The 16,590-nt window shown below is 66.5% G+C and carries 17 protein-coding genes; 10 read left to right on the top strand and 7 right to left on the bottom strand.

What is annotated here, in order from left to right; translation table 11 throughout:
* Window position 1 precedes the first annotated feature (1 nt).
* The 3 genes from ACJH6H_RS06265 to ACJH6H_RS06275 are packed head-to-tail and all read right to left on the bottom strand — an operon-like array spanning window position 2 to window position 2,639.
* On the bottom strand, window positions 2-1,027 hold the full coding sequence (locus tag ACJH6H_RS06265) for an ABC transporter substrate-binding protein (protein WP_318984087.1): 1,026 nt from the start codon (window positions 1,025-1,027) through the stop codon (window positions 2-4).
* A 12-nt stretch (window positions 1,028-1,039) separates the two neighbouring features.
* On the bottom strand, window positions 1,040-1,792 hold the full coding sequence (locus tag ACJH6H_RS06270) for an ABC transporter ATP-binding protein (protein WP_318984086.1): 753 nt from the start codon (window positions 1,790-1,792) through the stop codon (window positions 1,040-1,042).
* Window positions 1,793-1,802: 10 nt separating this feature from the next.
* Window positions 1,803-2,639, bottom strand: coding sequence for an ABC transporter permease (locus ACJH6H_RS06275; protein WP_318984085.1), 837 nt, complete (start codon window positions 2,637-2,639; stop codon window positions 1,803-1,805).
* Between the two features lie 229 nt (window positions 2,640-2,868).
* Between ACJH6H_RS06275 and ACJH6H_RS06280 the strand changes: the two genes are divergently transcribed.
* Together ACJH6H_RS06280 and ACJH6H_RS06285 are read left to right on the top strand one after the other, a co-directional pair.
* A complete protein-coding gene (locus tag ACJH6H_RS06280; RefSeq protein WP_346415325.1) occupies window positions 2,869-3,618 on the top strand; it encodes an SDR family oxidoreductase in 750 nt (249 codons plus the stop codon).
* Between the two features lie 35 nt (window positions 3,619-3,653).
* Window positions 3,654-4,565, top strand: a complete 912-nt coding sequence (locus ACJH6H_RS06285; protein WP_346415324.1) for an AraC family transcriptional regulator — start codon at window positions 3,654-3,656, stop codon at window positions 4,563-4,565.
* 13 nt (window positions 4,566-4,578) lie between these two features.
* Here the strand turns inward: ACJH6H_RS06285 and ACJH6H_RS06290 are convergent, their stop codons facing one another.
* Both ACJH6H_RS06290 and ACJH6H_RS06295 read right to left on the bottom strand, forming a co-directional pair.
* On the bottom strand, window positions 4,579-4,788 hold the full coding sequence (locus ACJH6H_RS06290; RefSeq protein ID WP_131810201.1) for a hypothetical protein: 210 nt from the start codon (window positions 4,786-4,788) through the stop codon (window positions 4,579-4,581).
* 101 nt (window positions 4,789-4,889) lie between these two features.
* The gene (locus ACJH6H_RS06295; RefSeq protein WP_346415323.1) at window positions 4,890-5,528 is read right to left on the bottom strand and encodes a TetR/AcrR family transcriptional regulator; all 639 of its coding nucleotides are present in this window, start codon (window positions 5,526-5,528) and stop codon (window positions 4,890-4,892) included.
* Window positions 5,529-5,709: 181 nt separating this feature from the next.
* Between ACJH6H_RS06295 and ACJH6H_RS06300 the strand changes: the two genes are divergently transcribed.
* The 5 genes from ACJH6H_RS06300 to ACJH6H_RS06320 are packed head-to-tail and all read left to right on the top strand — an operon-like array spanning window position 5,710 to window position 11,789.
* On the top strand, window positions 5,710-6,360 hold the full coding sequence (locus tag ACJH6H_RS06300; protein ID WP_346415322.1) for a hypothetical protein: 651 nt from the start codon (window positions 5,710-5,712) through the stop codon (window positions 6,358-6,360).
* Between the two features lie 57 nt (window positions 6,361-6,417).
* Complete coding sequence (locus ACJH6H_RS06305) at window positions 6,418-8,226, top strand: peroxidase family protein (protein ID WP_318984076.1); 1,809 nt, start codon at window positions 6,418-6,420, stop codon at window positions 8,224-8,226.
* 6 nt (window positions 8,227-8,232) lie between these two features.
* Complete coding sequence (locus ACJH6H_RS06310; RefSeq protein ID WP_346415321.1) at window positions 8,233-9,543, top strand: cytochrome P450; 1,311 nt, start codon at window positions 8,233-8,235, stop codon at window positions 9,541-9,543.
* 48 nt (window positions 9,544-9,591) lie between these two features.
* Window positions 9,592-11,514, top strand: coding sequence for an acyl-CoA dehydrogenase (locus tag ACJH6H_RS06315; RefSeq protein ID WP_346415320.1), 1,923 nt, complete (start codon window positions 9,592-9,594; stop codon window positions 11,512-11,514).
* Window positions 11,511-11,789 carry a hypothetical protein gene (locus tag ACJH6H_RS06320; RefSeq protein ID WP_346415319.1) on the top strand — a complete coding sequence of 93 codons (279 nt, stop codon included), beginning with the start codon at window positions 11,511-11,513 and terminating at the stop codon, window positions 11,787-11,789. Before ACJH6H_RS06315 ends, ACJH6H_RS06320 begins: the two co-directional genes overlap by 4 nt.
* 53 nt (window positions 11,790-11,842) lie before the next feature.
* On the opposite strand, the gene ACJH6H_RS06325 is transcribed toward ACJH6H_RS06320, so the two are convergent.
* A complete protein-coding gene (locus tag ACJH6H_RS06325; RefSeq protein WP_346415318.1) occupies window positions 11,843-12,364 on the bottom strand; it encodes a DUF302 domain-containing protein in 522 nt (173 codons plus the stop codon).
* Between the two features lie 214 nt (window positions 12,365-12,578).
* Between ACJH6H_RS06325 and ACJH6H_RS06330 the strand changes: the two genes are divergently transcribed.
* From ACJH6H_RS06330 to ACJH6H_RS06340, 3 genes are read left to right on the top strand one after another with little or no spacing between them, the layout of a single operon-like run.
* Window positions 12,579-13,598 (top strand): glycoside hydrolase family 6 protein, encoded by a 1,020-nt coding sequence (locus ACJH6H_RS06330; protein WP_346415316.1) that lies wholly within the window; start codon window positions 12,579-12,581, stop codon window positions 13,596-13,598.
* A 51-nt stretch (window positions 13,599-13,649) separates the two neighbouring features.
* Window positions 13,650-14,753 (top strand): MBL fold metallo-hydrolase, encoded by a 1,104-nt coding sequence (locus ACJH6H_RS06335; RefSeq protein WP_406774459.1) that lies wholly within the window; start codon window positions 13,650-13,652, stop codon window positions 14,751-14,753.
* A gap of 14 nt (window positions 14,754-14,767) precedes the next feature.
* The gene (locus tag ACJH6H_RS06340; protein ID WP_406774460.1) at window positions 14,768-15,748 is read left to right on the top strand and encodes an amidohydrolase family protein; all 981 of its coding nucleotides are present in this window, start codon (window positions 14,768-14,770) and stop codon (window positions 15,746-15,748) included.
* Here the strand turns inward: ACJH6H_RS06340 and ACJH6H_RS06345 are convergent.
* A complete protein-coding gene (locus ACJH6H_RS06345) occupies window positions 15,745-16,578 on the bottom strand; it encodes a hypothetical protein (protein WP_406774461.1) in 834 nt (277 codons plus the stop codon). The two genes, ACJH6H_RS06340 and ACJH6H_RS06345, sit on opposite strands and share 4 nt — an antisense overlap.
* Window positions 16,579-16,590 lie beyond the last annotated feature (12 nt).

The raw sequence follows: 16,590 nt of genomic DNA on the forward strand, positions 1-16,590 counted from the left end.
CCTATTTTGCGGTGGTCCAGAACTGCGACAACTGATCGCCGAACCGGTTGTCGACGAATTGTGAGAAGTCGGGTTTGTGGTCGACCTGTCCGGATTGTGCGAACGCGTCGGCGAGCTGCTGCTCGGATGCGATCACCGCATCATTGATTGGAATGGCCAGTCGCAGGCTTCGGGACTGCGCTACGCGGGCCACCTGCGGATCGATTCCGATTGCGGCCGCGTACTTTTGGTACCACTCGTCAGGGTGGTCCTTGGCCCAGCGTGAGGCCCGGGCCACCCGCTGGACGAAATCGGCCAGCGCGCTGTTGCGTTTGGCGTCCTGCAGTGCCGCAACCGAGGCGATGCCGAATCCATAGCCGTTGGTGACGCCCTCGGCGGTCACCACGGTGCGCACCTTGAGCTGGTTCTGGGCCAGCGCCGTGTACGGATCCCAGATCGCCCAGGCGTCGGCCTGTCCCTGGCTCAGGGCGGTGAAGGCGTCGGCCGGTTGCAGGAACACCAGCTGGATGTCCTTGACCGTCAGGCCGGCCTTCTGCAGCTGGAGAAGCAGATGGCCGTGTGCCGAGCTGCCCTTGCCGACGACGACCTTCTTCCCGCGGAGGTCGGCCACGGTATGAACCGCTGAGCCTGCCGGGGTGAGGATCTGGTCGCCGGCGGCACTGTTCGAATAGGCCGCGATGACACGGATTTTCGCGCCCGCCGCGGCGCCGAAGATCGGCGGCGTGTTCCCGGTGACCGCGAAGTCGATCTTGCCCGCGGTGGCCGCCTCGACCTGAGGCGGCCCGGAGGTGAAGGTCGAGAACTGCACCTTGTAGGGCACGTTGTCGAGCTCCCCGGCTGCCCGGAGCAGCGACTCGGTACCGCCCTTCTGATCACCCACCTGCAGCGTCAGGCCGGCCAGGTCCGATGCCGGAACTGTCTGGGGCACCGCCACGTCGTTCTTGCTGTCCCGGCTGGAGACGCAGGCGCTGAGCAATGCGCCGGCGGCGAGGATGGATACCAGGCGTGCTGCCCGTGAATGTTTCACAGTCTTCTCCCGTCAGACACCGAGTTGCGCGAGCAGCTCGGTGCGGTAGTCGTCGGTGCGCCGGTCGCGCTGGTCGTGCGGCTGGCGCGGGCTCTCGATCGCCAGGGTGTGCGCCACCCGCCCGTGCTCGAGCACCACGATGGTGTCGGCCAGCGCGATGGCCTCGTCCACGTCATGCGTGACCAGGAGCACCCCGAAGTTGTGCTGGCGCCAGAGGTTGAGGAGCAGTCGGTGCATCGAGAGCCGGGTCAGGGCGTCGAGCGCGCCGAATGGCTCGTCGAGCAGCAGCAGTTGAGGCTCCGCCACCAGCGCGCGGGCCAGCGACACGCGCTGTGCCTGTCCGCCCGACAGGGTCAGTGGCCAGGACTGCGCCTTGCCGGCGAGGCCCACCTCGTCCAGGGCCTGATCGGCGCGGGAAAGTGCTTCGGCGCGGGACAGTTTGGCGCGGGTCAGGCCGTAGCGCACGTTGTCGCGCACGGATCGCCACGGGAACAGCCGGGGCTCCTGGAACGCGACGGCGGGCGCGCCCTGGACCTCGCGCTCGCCCTGGAAATCACCGGCGAGGCCCGAAAGCACGCGCAGTATGGTCGATTTGCCCGAACCGCTGCGCCCGACGAGCGCGACGATCTCGCCACGCTTCACCCGGAGGTTGACGTCGTCGAGCACCCGATTGGCGCCGTACCACTTGGATACCGAGCGCAACTCCGCTGCGGGTGGTTCCGACGCCGCGGGCGGTTCCACGGATACTTCGTAAAGTGCTGTCACAGGGTGCCTTTCAGAGTCGATAGCGCAAGGCACGGCGCTCCAGGATCCGCACCAGCGCGTCGGTGATGATGCCGAGCAGCGCGTAGACGACGAGACCGAAGATGATCACGTCGATGCGGAGGAAGTCGCGCGCGTTGTTGATGAGGTAGCCGACACCGGAGTCGGCGTTGATCTGTTCGGCGACGATCAGCGTGAGCCACGCGATGGCCAGCGACTGCCGCAGCCCCACGAGGACCTGCGGTGCCGCGCTGGGGATGACTACCGTCCGCAGCCGCTCAAGCGGCGAAAAGCCGAGTACGGCAGCCGTTTCGAAGAGCTTGGGGTCGACCTGGCGGATTGCCGACGAGGTATTGAGGTAGAGCGGGAACGCGGCACCCAACGCGACCATCAGCACCTTGGGGAGTTCGCCGATGCCGAACCAGACGATGAACAGCGGGATCAGGCCGAGGTGGGGCAGTGCCCGGATCATCTGCATCGTCGGGTCGACCGTGGCGTCCGCCCACTTCGAGAAGCCCACGAGGGCGCCGAGAGCGGCGCCGATGACGCCGCCGAGGATGAGTCCTTCGGCCGCGCGGATTCCCGAAACGCGCAATGCTTCGGCGAGTTGACCGTTGCCGATCAGCTCGATGCCGGCCTCCGCGATGGTCTGCGGTGCCGGCAGGACCTCGGGATCGATGAGGCCCCACGCGCTGCCGGCCTGCCACAGGATGAGCACCGCCAGCGGTGACAGCCAGCGGAGGATTTCCCAGCGCCGAGCGCGGACGCGGCTGATCCAGGAAACCGGCTGCACTGCAGCAGGTTCGGTACCCGGTGCCGCGGCGGCCACCGGGGCCTCGCGGGTGGTCATCACGCTCCTCACGTCGTCGGCTATCGGTCAGGCGCGCACGCCATCACACCGAAAGTAGGAGGCTGTCCACGGGCTGTGAAGATTTACCGTCGCCCTGATTCCACGGGAACGGGGGCGGTCGACCGCCGGCAGTGCCGTTTGCAGCATGCCAGGTCGCCAAGACGATCACGCATGGATCTCAGACGAAAGCGCATTGATCGTCGCGTTCGGTGACTCTACGTTTTGAGCTATGAAGACAGTGCTGATCACGGGTTGTTCGTCGGGCTACGGGCTGGAGATCGCCCGGCACTTCCATGCGCAAGGCTGGAATGTCGTCGCGACCATGAGAACGCCACGGCCCGAACTACTTCCGGACTCGGACCGAATCAGGGTGCTGGCGCTCGACGTCACGGATCCGCAGAGCATCGCCGGCGCCATCGCAGCCGCCGGTCCGATCGACGTGCTGGTCAACAATGCCGGCGTCGGGGTGGTGGGCGCGTTCGAGGCCACCCCGATGGCGACGACACGGGAGGTATTCGAGACCAACACCTTTGGCGTCATAGCCATGACGCAGGCCGTTGTCCCGCAATTCCGTGAACGGCGGTCCGGTGTCATCGTGAACGTGACCTCCAGTGCGACCTTGGCGCCGATGCCGCTGGCAGCGGTGTACACCGCGAGCAAGGCGGCGATCGAAGGTTTCACCGGCTCGCTGGCATTGGAGCTCGAATTCTTCGGAGTGGCTGCCAAACTCGTCGAGCCGGGCTATGGACCGGGCACCAATTTCGCCGCCAACGGCGCCGACCGGATGGACGGCCTGCTGCCTCCCGAGTACCTGGAGTTCGCGGGACCGGTCATGGCCGCGTTCGGCGACGTCGACGTGTTCACAACGGCGTCCGACGTGGCCGAGGTCGTCTACCAGGCCGCGACCGATACGTCGGGCCGGCTGCGGTTCGCGGCGGGCCCGGACGCGCTGGCCCTCGTCGCCGCGCACAGCGAATAGACACGTACTCGTCCGGTCGCGGGTACCGTGTCGAAATGGCAACGGACCCGCTCGATTTCATCGTCGCGCTGTTGCGGTGCCGGGCGGTGCGGTCGAAGATCGTGGCCGGTGGCGGTCAATGGAGCGTCCGCAAGCCGCGCTATACCGATCCGTCCTTCTGCGTGATGCTCGAAGGCGCATGCTGGTTCTGTCCCGAGGACGGCGACGCGATCGAACTCCGCGCGGGTGACTTTCTGCTGTTGCCGGAGACACCGAGTTTCGTGTTGGCGAGCGATCCGGCGCTGCCGCCCACGGATGCGCCGATCGACATCGAGGGTGACGCCGCCTACGGCGACGGCGCGCCGACGATGCGGATGCTGGGTGGGTACTTCCAGTTCGACCGGGCGAACGCGGAACTGGTTGCCCGGCTGTTGCCCCCGGCGATTCTCATTCGGCGCGGCGAACCGGGCGCGTCCCGCCTCGGCCGCATCGTGGAGCTGATCGCCGAGGAGGCCGGCGAGCACAACAGGTGCCGGGACCTGATCCTCGAGCGCCTGGTCGAGGTGCTGCTCATCGAGGCGTGGCGGTTCGAGACCGACCACGCGTCGGTCGAGCAGGGATTGCTTGGGGGACTGGCTGATCCGGCGTTGTCCGGGGTGCTCCGGGCATTGCACGCAGACCTGGCCGGGCCGTGGACGGTGGAGAAGCTGGCGCGCACGGCGGGCATGTCCCGGGCTGTCTTTGCCGAGCGGTTCTCCCGCACCGTCGGCATCCCGCCGATGCAGTACCTCACGGAATGGCGGGTCGCACGGGCCAAGGAAATGCTGCTGGGCGACCGGCCCGGGCTGTCGGCGATTGCCGGCAAGGTCGGCTACAGCTCGGCAAGCGCCTTCAGCGCGGCATTTGCGCGGGTGGTCGGATGCTCGCCGGCCGAGTTCGCCAAACGCAGCGATCGTGGGCCGGAGTAGCGGTGAAAGCGCTTCAGAGCCGGTACATTTCGCGGGCCATGGCCGCTTCCTCGAAGGACTCGTCGCGCCGCGGCGGGTAGTAGTCGGCCCGGTGTTCGGGCCAATGTGTGCGGCTCTGAATCCACGTGCCGGCCGCGGTGACCGCGTCGGCGAACTGCTGAGCGCTGTGGCGCAGCCAATCCCGCAGCATTTCTGCGGGGGTCGGAACGTGTGCGTGTGTCATGGCATCGACGCTACGAATCCGCACGGTCGCAGACATCGCGCCGAGGGCTGATCTTGATGTCCGACCACGGTAGGGCGTCGCGAGCGACCCCGGGCGGATGCTCAGGCCGGCGGCCCGACGAAATCGTCCAGCGCCGACTCGATTTCATGTGCGAGTCGTTGTGGCGCGTCGGGGTCTCCGGTGATCAGGTCGCGCAAGGCACGGTGGAACAGGCCGTCTGCCGTCGCGTAGACGATGGCGGGCGTGACGATGACGGCGGACTCGGTGAGCTCGGCGTAGGCGATGACGGCCTTCCAGGTGAGCGCGGCAAGGCTGTCGTCGATCTCGTTGATGCTCGCGGCGAAACGGTCGTCGAAGAGCGCCTGGGTGCGCAGGTCGTACCAGAGCCGGTGCATGACGGCCGACTCGCGCAGGGAATTGCTCAGCGCGCTGCTGATGCGGGTCTTGAGCTCCGGCCCGGAGCTGCCGTCGATGACGATGGAGTTGTACCGGTCGATGAAGTGGTCCTTGTACTGCCGCACGCAGCACATGACGAGGTCGTCCTTGTCGTCGAAGTAGTAGTGCAGAACGCCGAGCGATATCTCGCAGTGCTGGGCGAGTTCGCGCATGCTGGCCCGCGCGAAACCCAGTTCAGCAAGCCCGCTGGTGGCCTGGGCGGCCAGTGCCTGGCGGCGCGTAGCGAACTTTTGCCCGCGCGGACCCGACAACCGGCCTGCAACGCGGCTCGAGGCGGTATCCACAGGGCTCCAGTGGCTGATGAGGTGGCAGTGAACTGGCGGGAAATTCTAAGTCTATTCCTCTGATCAGGCACTTCTGCGCGCGCCGGCAAAGTTTGGACGATCGTCTTGAAATGCCCGCGAAGAGTGGCGCAGATCACTATCATGCTCCGCGGGTGCTCGAAATTCAACGGAAATGGTGCCGATGAGCGAACAAGAAACCACCGCAGATTCTGCTGCGGACGACAGGTTGGAATGGTTGCGAAAATCGGCGGCGGAGGGTCAACCGGGCGCGGTCGACTCGGCGTGGAGCTGGATCGTCGAGCTCTCCACCTTGGCCGACAACAATGCCGATGCCGCCGAAGCACAGCTCAACGACCTTTTCCGGCTGGGTACGCCGCCCGTCGATCTGGACGGTCCGACCGAGGGCATCCTGGTCATGACGACGACCAACCCCGCGTTGGACACGGTGACCCGGGCCGTCACCGCTCTCTGGATGCCGTGGCAGGGCAAACGCTTCGACTCGGACAGCGGTACCGGGGACAACCGGCTGACGCGCAGTACCGGCCTGGTCGGCAAATTGTTGTGGCCGCTGTACTCGATGCGTGACGCCGAGTCGGGCAAACTCGCCTTCGATTTCGCCACGTATGTCGAAGCCGGCAAGGACGATCCCGACCGCCAGGTGATGGTCATCGATTACGCCAACGTGGAATCCAATCCGCGGCTGGTGATCCGCAGCATCCGCGACGAGTTGGTGGAGCTGGTACCCGGCGTCTACCTCGGCAAGATTCTGTTCAACACCGGCGCAGACCGGTTCAGCAAGATTGGATACTTCGCGCTGCGCACGCCTCGCTGACGGATCCCAGATCATCCGACGACCACCGACCAACTTCGAAAAAGAAACGGCGACAACATGATTCCGTCACAATGGCACGAATATCCTTCTCTCCTGCTGCAGCTGAACGCGCTGTCCAAGACCCGTGACGAGCTGCGTGAGCACAACCTCTACGAGGCGTACGGCATGCGGCCGTCCGACGACCTGGGCCAGCCCACCGACGAGGTGCGTCGCGCTCGTCAGCCTGATGGCACCTGGAACGATCTCCAAGACCCGCACATGGGCGCCAAGGGCACCGGCTTCGGCCGCAACGTCCCGCTGTCGATGACCGTCACCGACGTCAAGCGACTCCTCAAGCCCGACCCCCGCGTCATCAGCCGCAAGCTGATGGCCCGCGACGACTTCAAGCCCGCCGGCATCATCAACGCACTCGCCGCCGCATGGTTGCAGTTCGAGAACCACAACTGGTTCTTCCACGGCGACGGTGTCGCGGACAAGACCATCGACATCCCGCTCAGTGCCGACGACCACTTCCCCGAGAACCCCATGAAGATCCGGTGCACCATCCCGCTGCGCGGGGAGATCGCCGACGGTTGTCCCGCACCGGTTTTCGCCAATGCGGAGACCCACTGGTGGGACGGCTCGCAGGTCTACGGCAGCGGTAAGGAACGTCAGGCGGAGATTCGCACCTTCGTCGACGGCAAGGTCAAGGTCGACCCGAGCGGCCGCCTGCCCGAGAGTGACATCCCCGGCATCGACCTCACCGGCATGAAAGAGAACTACTGGGTCGGCACCGGCCTGCTGCACACGATGTTCGCGCGTGAGCACAACGCCGTCTGTGACGCACTGAAGAAGGCCTACCCGAGCTTCGACGACCAGCGCCTCTTCGAACTCGGTGTGCTCGTCGTGTCGGCGTTGATCGCCAAGATCCACACCGTCGAGTGGACGCCGTGCGTACTGCGGCACCCCGCGCTGCAGATCGGCATGAACGCGAACTGGTATGGCGCGCTTGGCGAAACGTTCCGCGACAAGATCGGCCGCATCGGCGACAGCGAGGCCCTCTCGGGTGTCGTCGGATCGTCGACCGATCACCACGCCGCGCCCTTCTCTCTGACCGAGGAATTCGTCTCGGTCTACCGCATGCACCCGCTGATCCCCGATGACTGGAACTTCTTCTCGCTGGAGTCCGGCGAGCACCTGGTCAAGGCGGACTTCACCCAGCTGCAGGGCAGCTACACGCGCGGCTTCATGGACAAGCTCCAGATGGGCGACATGTGGTACTCCTTCGGGCTCGCCAGCGCCGGCGCGGTGTGCCTGCACAACTACCCGAACGCGCTGCGCAACCTGACCCGCGTCGACGGCCAGGTCACCGACCTCGCCACCCTCGACATCGTGCGCGACCGGGAGCGAGGTGTGCCGCGCTACAACGACTTCCGCGAAGCACTGCGGATGCCGCGGCGCAAGACCATCGACGACATCACGCCGAACAAGCAGTGGGCGCGGGAGATCAACGAGGTCTACAACGGTGACGTCGACGCCGTCGACCTGCAGATCGGCATGCAGGCCGAGCAGCCGCCGAAGGGATTCGGCTTCTCGGACACCGCCTTCCGGATCTTCATCCTGATGGCGTCGCGCCGGCTCAAGAGCGACCGCTTCTTCACCAACGACTTCAAGCCCGAGGTGTACACGCAGGTCGGGTTCGACTGGGTGAACAACAACACCATGAAAGACGTGATGCTGCGGCACTACCCGGAGCTGGAGCCGGTGATCGGCGACGTCGAGCGGGTGTTCGCACCGTGGCCGAAGCTGGGTGCACCGGTGCCGGGGAAGAAGAACCCGGTGGTGCAGTTGGCCGACTCGGTCCGCGCCTACCTGCCCTGGGGCTGACGGACGATGGCCGAGGATTTCCCGCACGCATCCATCGTCGAAGGGGTTCGGTTCACCGCCCAGATCGGCGTGCCGAATGTCCTTCTGGGACTGTTCAACAAGCGAGAGTTGCCCACGCGCATCGCATCCGGTTTGGGTTCGGACTACTTGGGGTACCAGCTTGTCGAAGGCATGGTCCGCAGTTACGGGCCCGGTCCGTTCTATGTGCGGGTCGTCGCCGACGAGGCATTGCTGGTGCATCACCCCGACGACCTGGAGTTCGTGTTGAGTGGATCGCCCGACCCGTTCGCCTCCGACCCGAAGCCCAAACGCGAGGGCATGGCGGCGTTCCAGCCGGACGCACTGACCATCTCGCGCGGGCAGCCGTGGGAGGACCGCAGGCGGTTCGCCGAGGCGGTGCTGGACACCGGCCACCCGGTGCACCGGCTGGCGCAGGCATTCGTCGAGAAGGTCGCGCGGACCGTCGAAGGCCTGGGCTCCGGAGAGCTGAAGTGGGCGGCGTGGAACGCCGCCTTCCAGCGGTTGACGCGCAGCGTGGTCTTCGGTGACAAGGCCGCGGACGACGCCAGGCTCACCTCACAGCTCAGCGAACTGATGTCGGCGGGCAACGGGATGCCCGGCGAGCCGGCGCCCGGCTACCCGGAGTTCGTGGGGCACATCGAGTCCTACCTGAAGGATCCTGAGCCGGGCAGTCTGGCCGCGCTGATCGCAGAGACGACGCCACCGGAGACGGCGAGTCCCGCGAGTCAGGTGATCCACTGGCTGTTCGCGATGGGGGACACCCTGGCGGCCAACGCTTTCCGGACCCTTGCGGTGTTGTCCACCCACTCGGAGAACCTGCGTGAGGTCCGGGCGGAAATGGGGTCGGCCGACATCAACTCGGGCCAGGGCATCGCCTCGCTGAAGTATCTGGGCGGGTGCCTGCTCGACACCATGCGGTTGTGGCCGACGACGGGGCTGTTCGGTCGAGTCGCGACCCGGGACATCGAATTCCCCAGTGGCGCAGTGCTGCCCGAAGGCAAGCAGGTCCTCATCTACAACGTGTTCAATCACCGGAACCGCGACCGGATCCCTTACGCCGACCGGTTCTCACCGGGTGAGTGGGTCAGCGGGGACGCCGGCAGCGACTGGTCGTACAACTTCTTCAGCCACGGCCCGCAGGGCTGCCCGGGAGCCGGCCTGTCGGTGTTCCTCGGGCAGGCCTTCCTGGCGCACGTACTGAACGAATCCGGTCCGGTGCTGCGCGGCGCTACGCTGAACCCACAGAAGTCGCTGCCGCATAGCATTGATCTGTACGGCATCAGCATTGAACGCTAGATGGACCATGCGGTCGTCACCGCGACCGTGCGATGGAGGGGACTCTTTGTGACGACGACCGCCGAACATCTCCGTTACGCCCTGGACGGGCGTTGGCGCGACGTGAAAGACCGTATTCGCGAAGAGCTTTCCGCGGAGCTGTTCAAGCCGCACTACACCCCGGACACCGCGGTGGCCCGGGCCAAGGTCACCGAGCAGATGAAGTACATGGCGTCGCGCGGGGCCGCCGAGGACGCCTTCGCGAAGGGCCACGGCGGCAACGGTGATGCGGGCGCCACCATCGCCCGTATCGAGATGCTGGCCATGAGCGACCTGTCGCTGATGGTCAAGGCCGGCGTGCAGTGGGGCCTGTTCGGCGGCGCCATCGACAACCTGGGCACGGAACGCCACCATGAGGCGTACGTGCGCAAGGCCATCGACCTGGACCTCGTGGGCTGCTTCGGCATGACCGAGACCGGGCACGGCAGTGACGTGCAGTCCCTGGAGACGACCGCCACGTACGACCCGGCCACCGGCGAGTTCGTCATCGATTCACCGACGCCCACGTCGCGCAAGGACTACATCGGCGGTGCGGCCGAATCAGCCCAGGTGTCAGCGGTTTTCGCGCAGCTGATCACCAAGGGCGAGAACCACGGCGTGCACTGTTTCATCGTGCCGATACGCGATGAGTACGGCAACGACCTACCGGGGATCCGGACCTCGGACTGTCACTACAAGGGCGGACTGCCCGGTGTCGACAACGGGCGCATCCAGTTCGACCATGTCCGCATCCCGCGGGAGAACCTGCTCAACCGCTACGGCGACGTCGCCGAGGACGGGACGTACTCGTCCCCGATCGAAAACCCGAACCGGCGGTTCTTCACGATGCTGGGCACGCTGATCCGGGGCCGCGTGACGGTCGGCGGCAGCGCCGCGGCCGCCGCGCGCGTCGCATTGGACATCGCGACCCGGTATGCGTTGCAGCGCAGGCAGTTCGAGGCGCCGAAGACCGACGACGAAGTCCTCATCATGGACTACCTGGTGCACCAGCGTCGGCTGCTGCCGCTGATCGCGAAGTCGTACGCGCTGCAGTTCGCGCAGAACGAATTGGTGTCGGACCTGCACGATCTGCAGGACGTCGAAGAACCCGACGGCGAGGTGCAGCGGGAACTGGAAGCGCGGGCCGCGGGCCTCAAGGCCACCGCGACGTGGCACGCCACCAAGGCCATCCAGGAATGTCGCGAGGCCTGCGGCGGTGCGGGCTATCTGGCCGAGAACCGCCTCATCGCGCTCAAGGCCGACACCGATGTCTTCACGACCTTCGAAGGCGACAACCACGTCTTGACGCAGCTGGTGGCCAAACACCTGCTCACCGAGTACGCCGACGACATCAAGGGCATGAGCCCGTTCGAGTGGGTGAAGTTCGCGACCAGCACGGCGCGGGAGCGTGTGCGCCGCAGCACCGGCACCGAGACCATCCTGCAGAACCTGCTCGACACCCGGCAGGACAACGAGGAAGAGGGCAGCCTCTTCAACCGCGGCACGCAGGCCAAGATGTTCGAGGACCGGGCCGACTACCTGTTGTCGACCGTGGCCCGCCGACTGCAGGCCAACTCCAAGGAGATGAGTCCCTTCGAGGCGTTCAACTCGGTGCAGGACCACGTGCTGCACGCGGCCTCGGCCCACATCGACCGCATCGTGTTCGAGTCTTTCGCCGCCGGCATCGATGCGTGCACCGATCCCGAGGCCCGCGAGATCTTCGGCCTCCTGTGCGACCTGTATGCGTTGTCGGTGATCGAAGAGGACAAGGCGTGGTACATCGAGCACCGCTTCCTGTCCATGGATCGGGCCAAGGCCGTCACCGCCGGGATCAACGATCGCTGCCGCAAGCTCCGGCCGTACGCCGAGGTGCTGGTCGACGGATTCGGCATCCCCGAGCAGCTGCGCTACGCCGAGATGCTGCATCCGGAGCGCATTCCGGACGTGCGATGACAAGACCCGCCATGGACCTCTCGAAGAAGACGGCACTGTTCGTGGCGGCCGGCGTGGCGGTTGGCGTCCTGGTCGCTCCGGCTGCGCAGGCCGACATCTGCGACCCGTCGGTGACCGTCTGTCAGGGCAGTGAGATCAGCGGCCCGACGTCGGTGCCGGCCGCGTCGCCGCCGGTCATCGCGAGCGATGACGAGTTCCCGTTCGGCGATGACGAGTGGTACCTCTACCCCGGCACGGGCGTCATCAACCGCGGGGGTGGCGGCGGGCACCGTTAGGGCAGCGGCTCCAGATCAACTGTGTTGACGGAGAGCCGACGCGCCGGTCGAGTTCACGCTGCGTCGCCGGTGCTCGAGATCTTCGCGGCCAGGGCGGCGAGTTTGTCGTCCAAGATCAGTGCCGCCGCCAGTAGCGGCGGGTTGTCATCGACAACCATCAGCGACGACGGTTTGACGTAGGTCAAGGCGCTCCGGTTGCCATCAGCTTCCGTCAGAAGGACCTCCACGGGAGCAAAGAGCCCGGCCGCGAGGTCGTGCCGAATCATGGTGATCGCGATGAGCGGATTGCCCAGGATGACGCGCAGGGCCCTGCGCTCTACGCCGGCGGTGCTGAGCCACCGGGTGTGGTCGATCAGGTGCATCAACATGAAATCGCTCGGCCCGGCCTGGCGCTCGACGTCTGCCGCGAACGCGCTCCAGTCGCGATCTGCCAGCGCCTGCAGGTCCGTTATCTGCGCGGGTTCGGTACCGATATCGGCGAGCAAGTCGGCACTCAGTTCATCGAATGTCTTGTCGCTGTCGAACCGCATCCGGACCCCGCTGAACGGAATCGCGTGAGCCTTCACTGTGGTCATCGTCGTTTGTCCTCGCCAAGGAACCGGGTCTACACACCACATTCGGCCAATCGGTGGCCGGGTGGGGAGGCCGAGATGATCCTGGTGTTCGCAGGAACAGGATGGGCATCGGTTCGGACGAGGGCCGAAGTAGCAACTAGCCACATTGATCACTCGCACACCAACTTTGGCCCCCGATTGGCGCTTATTGACCAAGTCGAACTATTTTCCTGAGGTGATCTCTTCGGCTGTTGGCGCTGTCGCCCGCTGGACCGCTCCCCTCCTCGCCGTCGCCGCTGTCGCGAGCGTCGGCCTGACCGTCGACCCGGCGCCGCGCGATGCCGCCGCCCCGTCGATCCGGCTGGTCGACGACAGCAACCCGCTGGCCGGCCGGCCCTTCTACGCCGACCCGATCTCGAAGGCCCGGGCCGCCGCCGCACAGGCCGACCCGCCCAGCCCCGAGCTCACCGCCATCGCCAACACGCCGCAGGCCTACTGGCTGGACCAGGCGTTCCCCGCCTCGACCGTCGGCGGCACCGTCGCCGGGCTGGCCGGAGCCGCGAACGCCGCGGGCGCCACCCCTGTGCTGGTGCTGTACGGCATCCCGCACCGCGACTGCGGTAGCTACGCAGCAGGCGGATTCGGCTCGGCCGACAGCTACCGCGCCTGGATCGACAGCGTCGCGGCGGGCCTCGGTGGCTCGCCGGCGGCGATCATCGTCGAGCCCGACGCGCTCGCGATGGCCGACTGCCTGTCCGCAGGCCAGCGGCAGGAGCGCTTCGATCTGATCCGCTACGCCGTCGACACGCTGACCCGCGACCCGGCGGCGGCGGTCTACATCGACGCCGGGCACTCGCGCTGGGTGAGCGCCGAGACCATGGCCTCGCGGCTTAACGATGTAGGTGTCGCCAAGGCCCGCGGCTTCAGCCTCAACACCACCAACTACTTCACCACCAATGAAGAGATCGGGTACGGCGAGGCGATCTCCGGCCTGACCAACGGCGCGCACTACGTCATCGACACCTCGCGCAACGGTGCCGGGCCCGCCGAAGGCGACCCGATGTACTGGTGCAACCCGGACGGCCGCGCGCTGGGCGTCGCACCCACCACCGACACCGCCGGCGCGCACGCCGATGCGTACCTGTGGGTCAAGCGCGTCGGCGAGTCCGACGGGTCGTGCGGCCGCGGGGAACCCGGTGCGGGCACGTTCGTGAAGTCGTTCGCCATCGACCTGGCGCGCAACGCAGCACGCTGATTCCGCGCGCCGAGACCACGGTTTCGGCGAAAAGGGCGATACGTTGCCGTCATGCACGGGTGTGGCCCTGACTGCGCCGACGGCGTCGATGCGATTTCCCGGCGCACCGCGATTGCCGCGTCGGTGTCCGCGCTGCTCGGCGGCGCCGCGCTGGCGACCGCGGCCGGCAGTTCAGCCGCGCCGGGCGGCGGGGCGCTGCCGCAGAACGCACTGATCACGCTCGGGGTGCAGGCAGGCCCGCCGCCGGTACCGAATCGGACGGGCATCTCGTCGGCGCTCAAGATCGGTGACGACGTCTACCAGATCGACTGTGGCCTGGGCTCTTTGAACGCCTTCACGAACGCGGGGCTGAGGTTCGACCAACTGCGCAGCCTGTTCATCACGCACCTGCACACCGATCACATCGTCGACTACTACAGCTTCTTCCTGTCCGGCGGCTACACCGCGTCACCCGGTAAAGGCGCGGTGTCGGTGTACGGACCCGGCCCCGCCGGTGGGCTGCCGCCGAGCGAGGTCGGCAACCCCAACCCACCGACCGTCGAGCCGGCCAACCCCACACCGGGCATCACGGCCATGACCGATGCGCTACACCGGGCTTTCGCCTACACCAGCAACATCTTCATCCGGGACATGGGCACCGACGACATCCAGAGCCTGGTCAATGTGCACGAGGTCGTCGTCCCACCTGGATCGGACTACCAGAACCGGGCGCCGCGCACCGACCCCTTCCCGGTCATGACCGACAACAATGTGCGCGTCACCGCGACCCTGGTGAGCCACTACGACGTGTACCCGGCCTTCGCCTTCCGGTTCGACCTGCTGAAATCCGGTCTCTCCGTCACGTTCTCGGGTGACACCACCAAGTCCGACAACCTGATCGCCCTGGCGCAGGGCACCGACATCCTGGTGCACGAAGCACAGTTCAGCCTCGCCGACGGTGGCAACAACAGCAGGTTCCCGCCCGGCTATCTGGTCCGGTCCCATACGTCCGCCGAGCAGGTGGGTGAAGTCGCCGCAGCGGCGGGTGCCAAGCATGTTGTGTTGAGCCACTATTCGCCCACCGATCTGCCCGACTCGACGTGGCGGGATGCGATCGGCCGCCGCTACCAGGGCAAGATCACCGTCGCGCGCGACGGCCAGGTCTTCGCTCTCTGACTTATCCTCGGCCTATGCACCTGATCGCGCTGGAAGAGCACTACACGTGGAACCCGGCGAGTGACGGCAACGTGGTCGCGTCGTGGCTGGAGTCCAACAACCGCCTCGGCTTCGACCGGCTCTACGACCGCGGGCCGCTACGGCTGGAGCAGATGGATGCCGCCGGCATCGACTTCCAGATCCTGTCCCTCTTCGATCCCGGTGTGCAGGAGTACGACGACGCCGCGCTGGCTGTCGACTACGCGCGCCGCGCCAACGACGATCTCGCCGAGACGGTGCGGCAGTATCCCGACCGGTTCGGCGGCTTCGCCACCCTCGCCACGCAGGACCCGGACGCCGCGGTGGCCGAATTGCGCAGGGCCGTCGTCGATCTCGGTCTGGTGGGCGCGCTCATCAACGGCCACACCCATGGCCGGTATCTGGACGACCCCGCCTACGAGCCGTTGTTCGCCACGGCCGAGACGCTGGGGGTTCCGCTCTATCTGCACCCCACCACCCCGCACCCGGCGGTGATGGATGCCTGGTTCGCGCCGTACGTCGACCAGGGTCTGCACCTGGCTTCGTGGGGGTTCGCCGTCGAAGCGGGCACGCACGCGCTGCGATTGATCTACTCGGGCCTGTTCGACCGGCACCCGAACCTGCAGATGATTCTCGGTCATCTCGGAGAGATGTTGCCGTTCACAGCTTTTCGCACCGATCGGTACTACGGCCTAGGCGGGTCGGGTGGCCGGCTGCAGAAACTGCCGTCGGACTACCTGCGGGAGAACTTCTACTTCACCACGAGCGGCAATTTCTCCCCGCCGGCCATGGCGTGCACGTTGGCGGTCATGGGCGCCGACCGCGTCATGTTCTCGGTGGACTACCCGATGGACGACAACATCGACGGGGCGAACTTTCTGGCGTCGTATCCGATGGCCGAGGCCGACCGCCGCAAGGTCGGCTACGAGAACGCGTTGCGGCTCTTCGGCGATCGCATTCCCAGGATCGGCAGCTAGCGGCCGCGCACCATCCAGCTGAGGTTGAGTGCCTTGCCCACCTGGTTGAGCTGATTGACGGCCTCTTCGATGCGGCGGCGCGGCACTGCTACCTGCCATTCGGGCATCCGCCCGGTCAACCGGAGCGTCTCGGGACTGAAGCTGACGGACGTCGGCGCGAGTTCACGGGGGAGCTTCGGCAGCTGGATCCGATAGGCGGGCAACCGGCTCGGCAGGTGCCACCGGGCCCGGCGCAACGCGACCATTCGCGGTTTCACGAACAGCGTCGACCCGTCGATGGTCGCGTCCACCTCGAGATGGCCGATGTCAGGCCTTCTGGCCCAACGGATTTGCGCGACACCACCGGCGTCGATCCGGCCGAGCAACTTCGGCCCGGCCCGGCCCGGCAACGACAACGCCCGGTCGATCATCTTGTCGAGCGCCGTGGTGGACATCTCGATGGTCAGATCGAGCGGTGCCGCCACGAGGACCGGGGTATTGGTCGGTTTGATGTGGGTGTTGTGCAGGACAGCGGTGGCCTTGTCGAATTGCCAACCATCCCAGACGATGTCGGACGCCGAGATCGAGACGGTGTTGAGTTGGCCGACCGAGAGGCTCCGCATGTCGAGGTCGGCATCGATGGTCGTCACCGTCAGCGTCATCTCTCCCGATTTGAGCTTGACGGTCATGCGGCGACCGACGACCTGCTTGCGCACCGTGTCGAACAGGGACTTGTAGGCGCCGGCCGGGCCGCTGGTGAGTGCGCCGCCTGCGGTCGACGCCCAGAACGACGACAGCGCGTCCCAGTTCGGGAACGAGTCCCAGGGCGGGAACGATCCAGAGTTCGCCATGATCGGGATATC

This window comes from Mycobacterium sp. SMC-21, from assembly GCF_045310825.1.
In the GTDB taxonomy this organism is placed as follows: Bacteria; Actinomycetota; Actinomycetes; order Mycobacteriales; family Mycobacteriaceae; genus Mycobacterium.

Coding starts and splice junctions, on each gene's coding strand:
- ACJH6H_RS06310 (WP_346415321.1), top strand. CDS start 8,233: ATGGCCGAGGATTTCCCGCACGCATCCATCGTCGAAGGGGTTCGGTTC.
- ACJH6H_RS06300 (WP_346415322.1), top strand. CDS start 5,710: ATGAGCGAACAAGAAACCACCGCAGATTCTGCTGCGGACGACAGGTTG.
- ACJH6H_RS06290 (WP_131810201.1), bottom strand. CDS start 4,788: ATGACACACGCACACGTTCCGACCCCCGCAGAAATGCTGCGGGATTGG.
- ACJH6H_RS06325 (WP_346415318.1), bottom strand. CDS start 12,364: ATGACCACAGTGAAGGCTCACGCGATTCCGTTCAGCGGGGTCCGGATG.
- ACJH6H_RS06335 (WP_406774459.1), top strand. CDS start 13,650: ATGCACGGGTGTGGCCCTGACTGCGCCGACGGCGTCGATGCGATTTCC.
- ACJH6H_RS06345 (WP_406774461.1), bottom strand. CDS start 16,578: ATGGCGAACTCTGGATCGTTCCCGCCCTGGGACTCGTTCCCGAACTGG.
- ACJH6H_RS06320 (WP_346415319.1), top strand. CDS start 11,511: ATGACAAGACCCGCCATGGACCTCTCGAAGAAGACGGCACTGTTCGTG.
- ACJH6H_RS06280 (WP_346415325.1), top strand. CDS start 2,869: ATGAAGACAGTGCTGATCACGGGTTGTTCGTCGGGCTACGGGCTGGAG.
- ACJH6H_RS06285 (WP_346415324.1), top strand. CDS start 3,654: ATGGCAACGGACCCGCTCGATTTCATCGTCGCGCTGTTGCGGTGCCGG.
- ACJH6H_RS06275 (WP_318984085.1), bottom strand. CDS start 2,639: ATGACCACCCGCGAGGCCCCGGTGGCCGCCGCGGCACCGGGTACCGAA.
- ACJH6H_RS06340 (WP_406774460.1), top strand. CDS start 14,768: ATGCACCTGATCGCGCTGGAAGAGCACTACACGTGGAACCCGGCGAGT.
- ACJH6H_RS06305 (WP_318984076.1), top strand. CDS start 6,418: ATGATTCCGTCACAATGGCACGAATATCCTTCTCTCCTGCTGCAGCTG.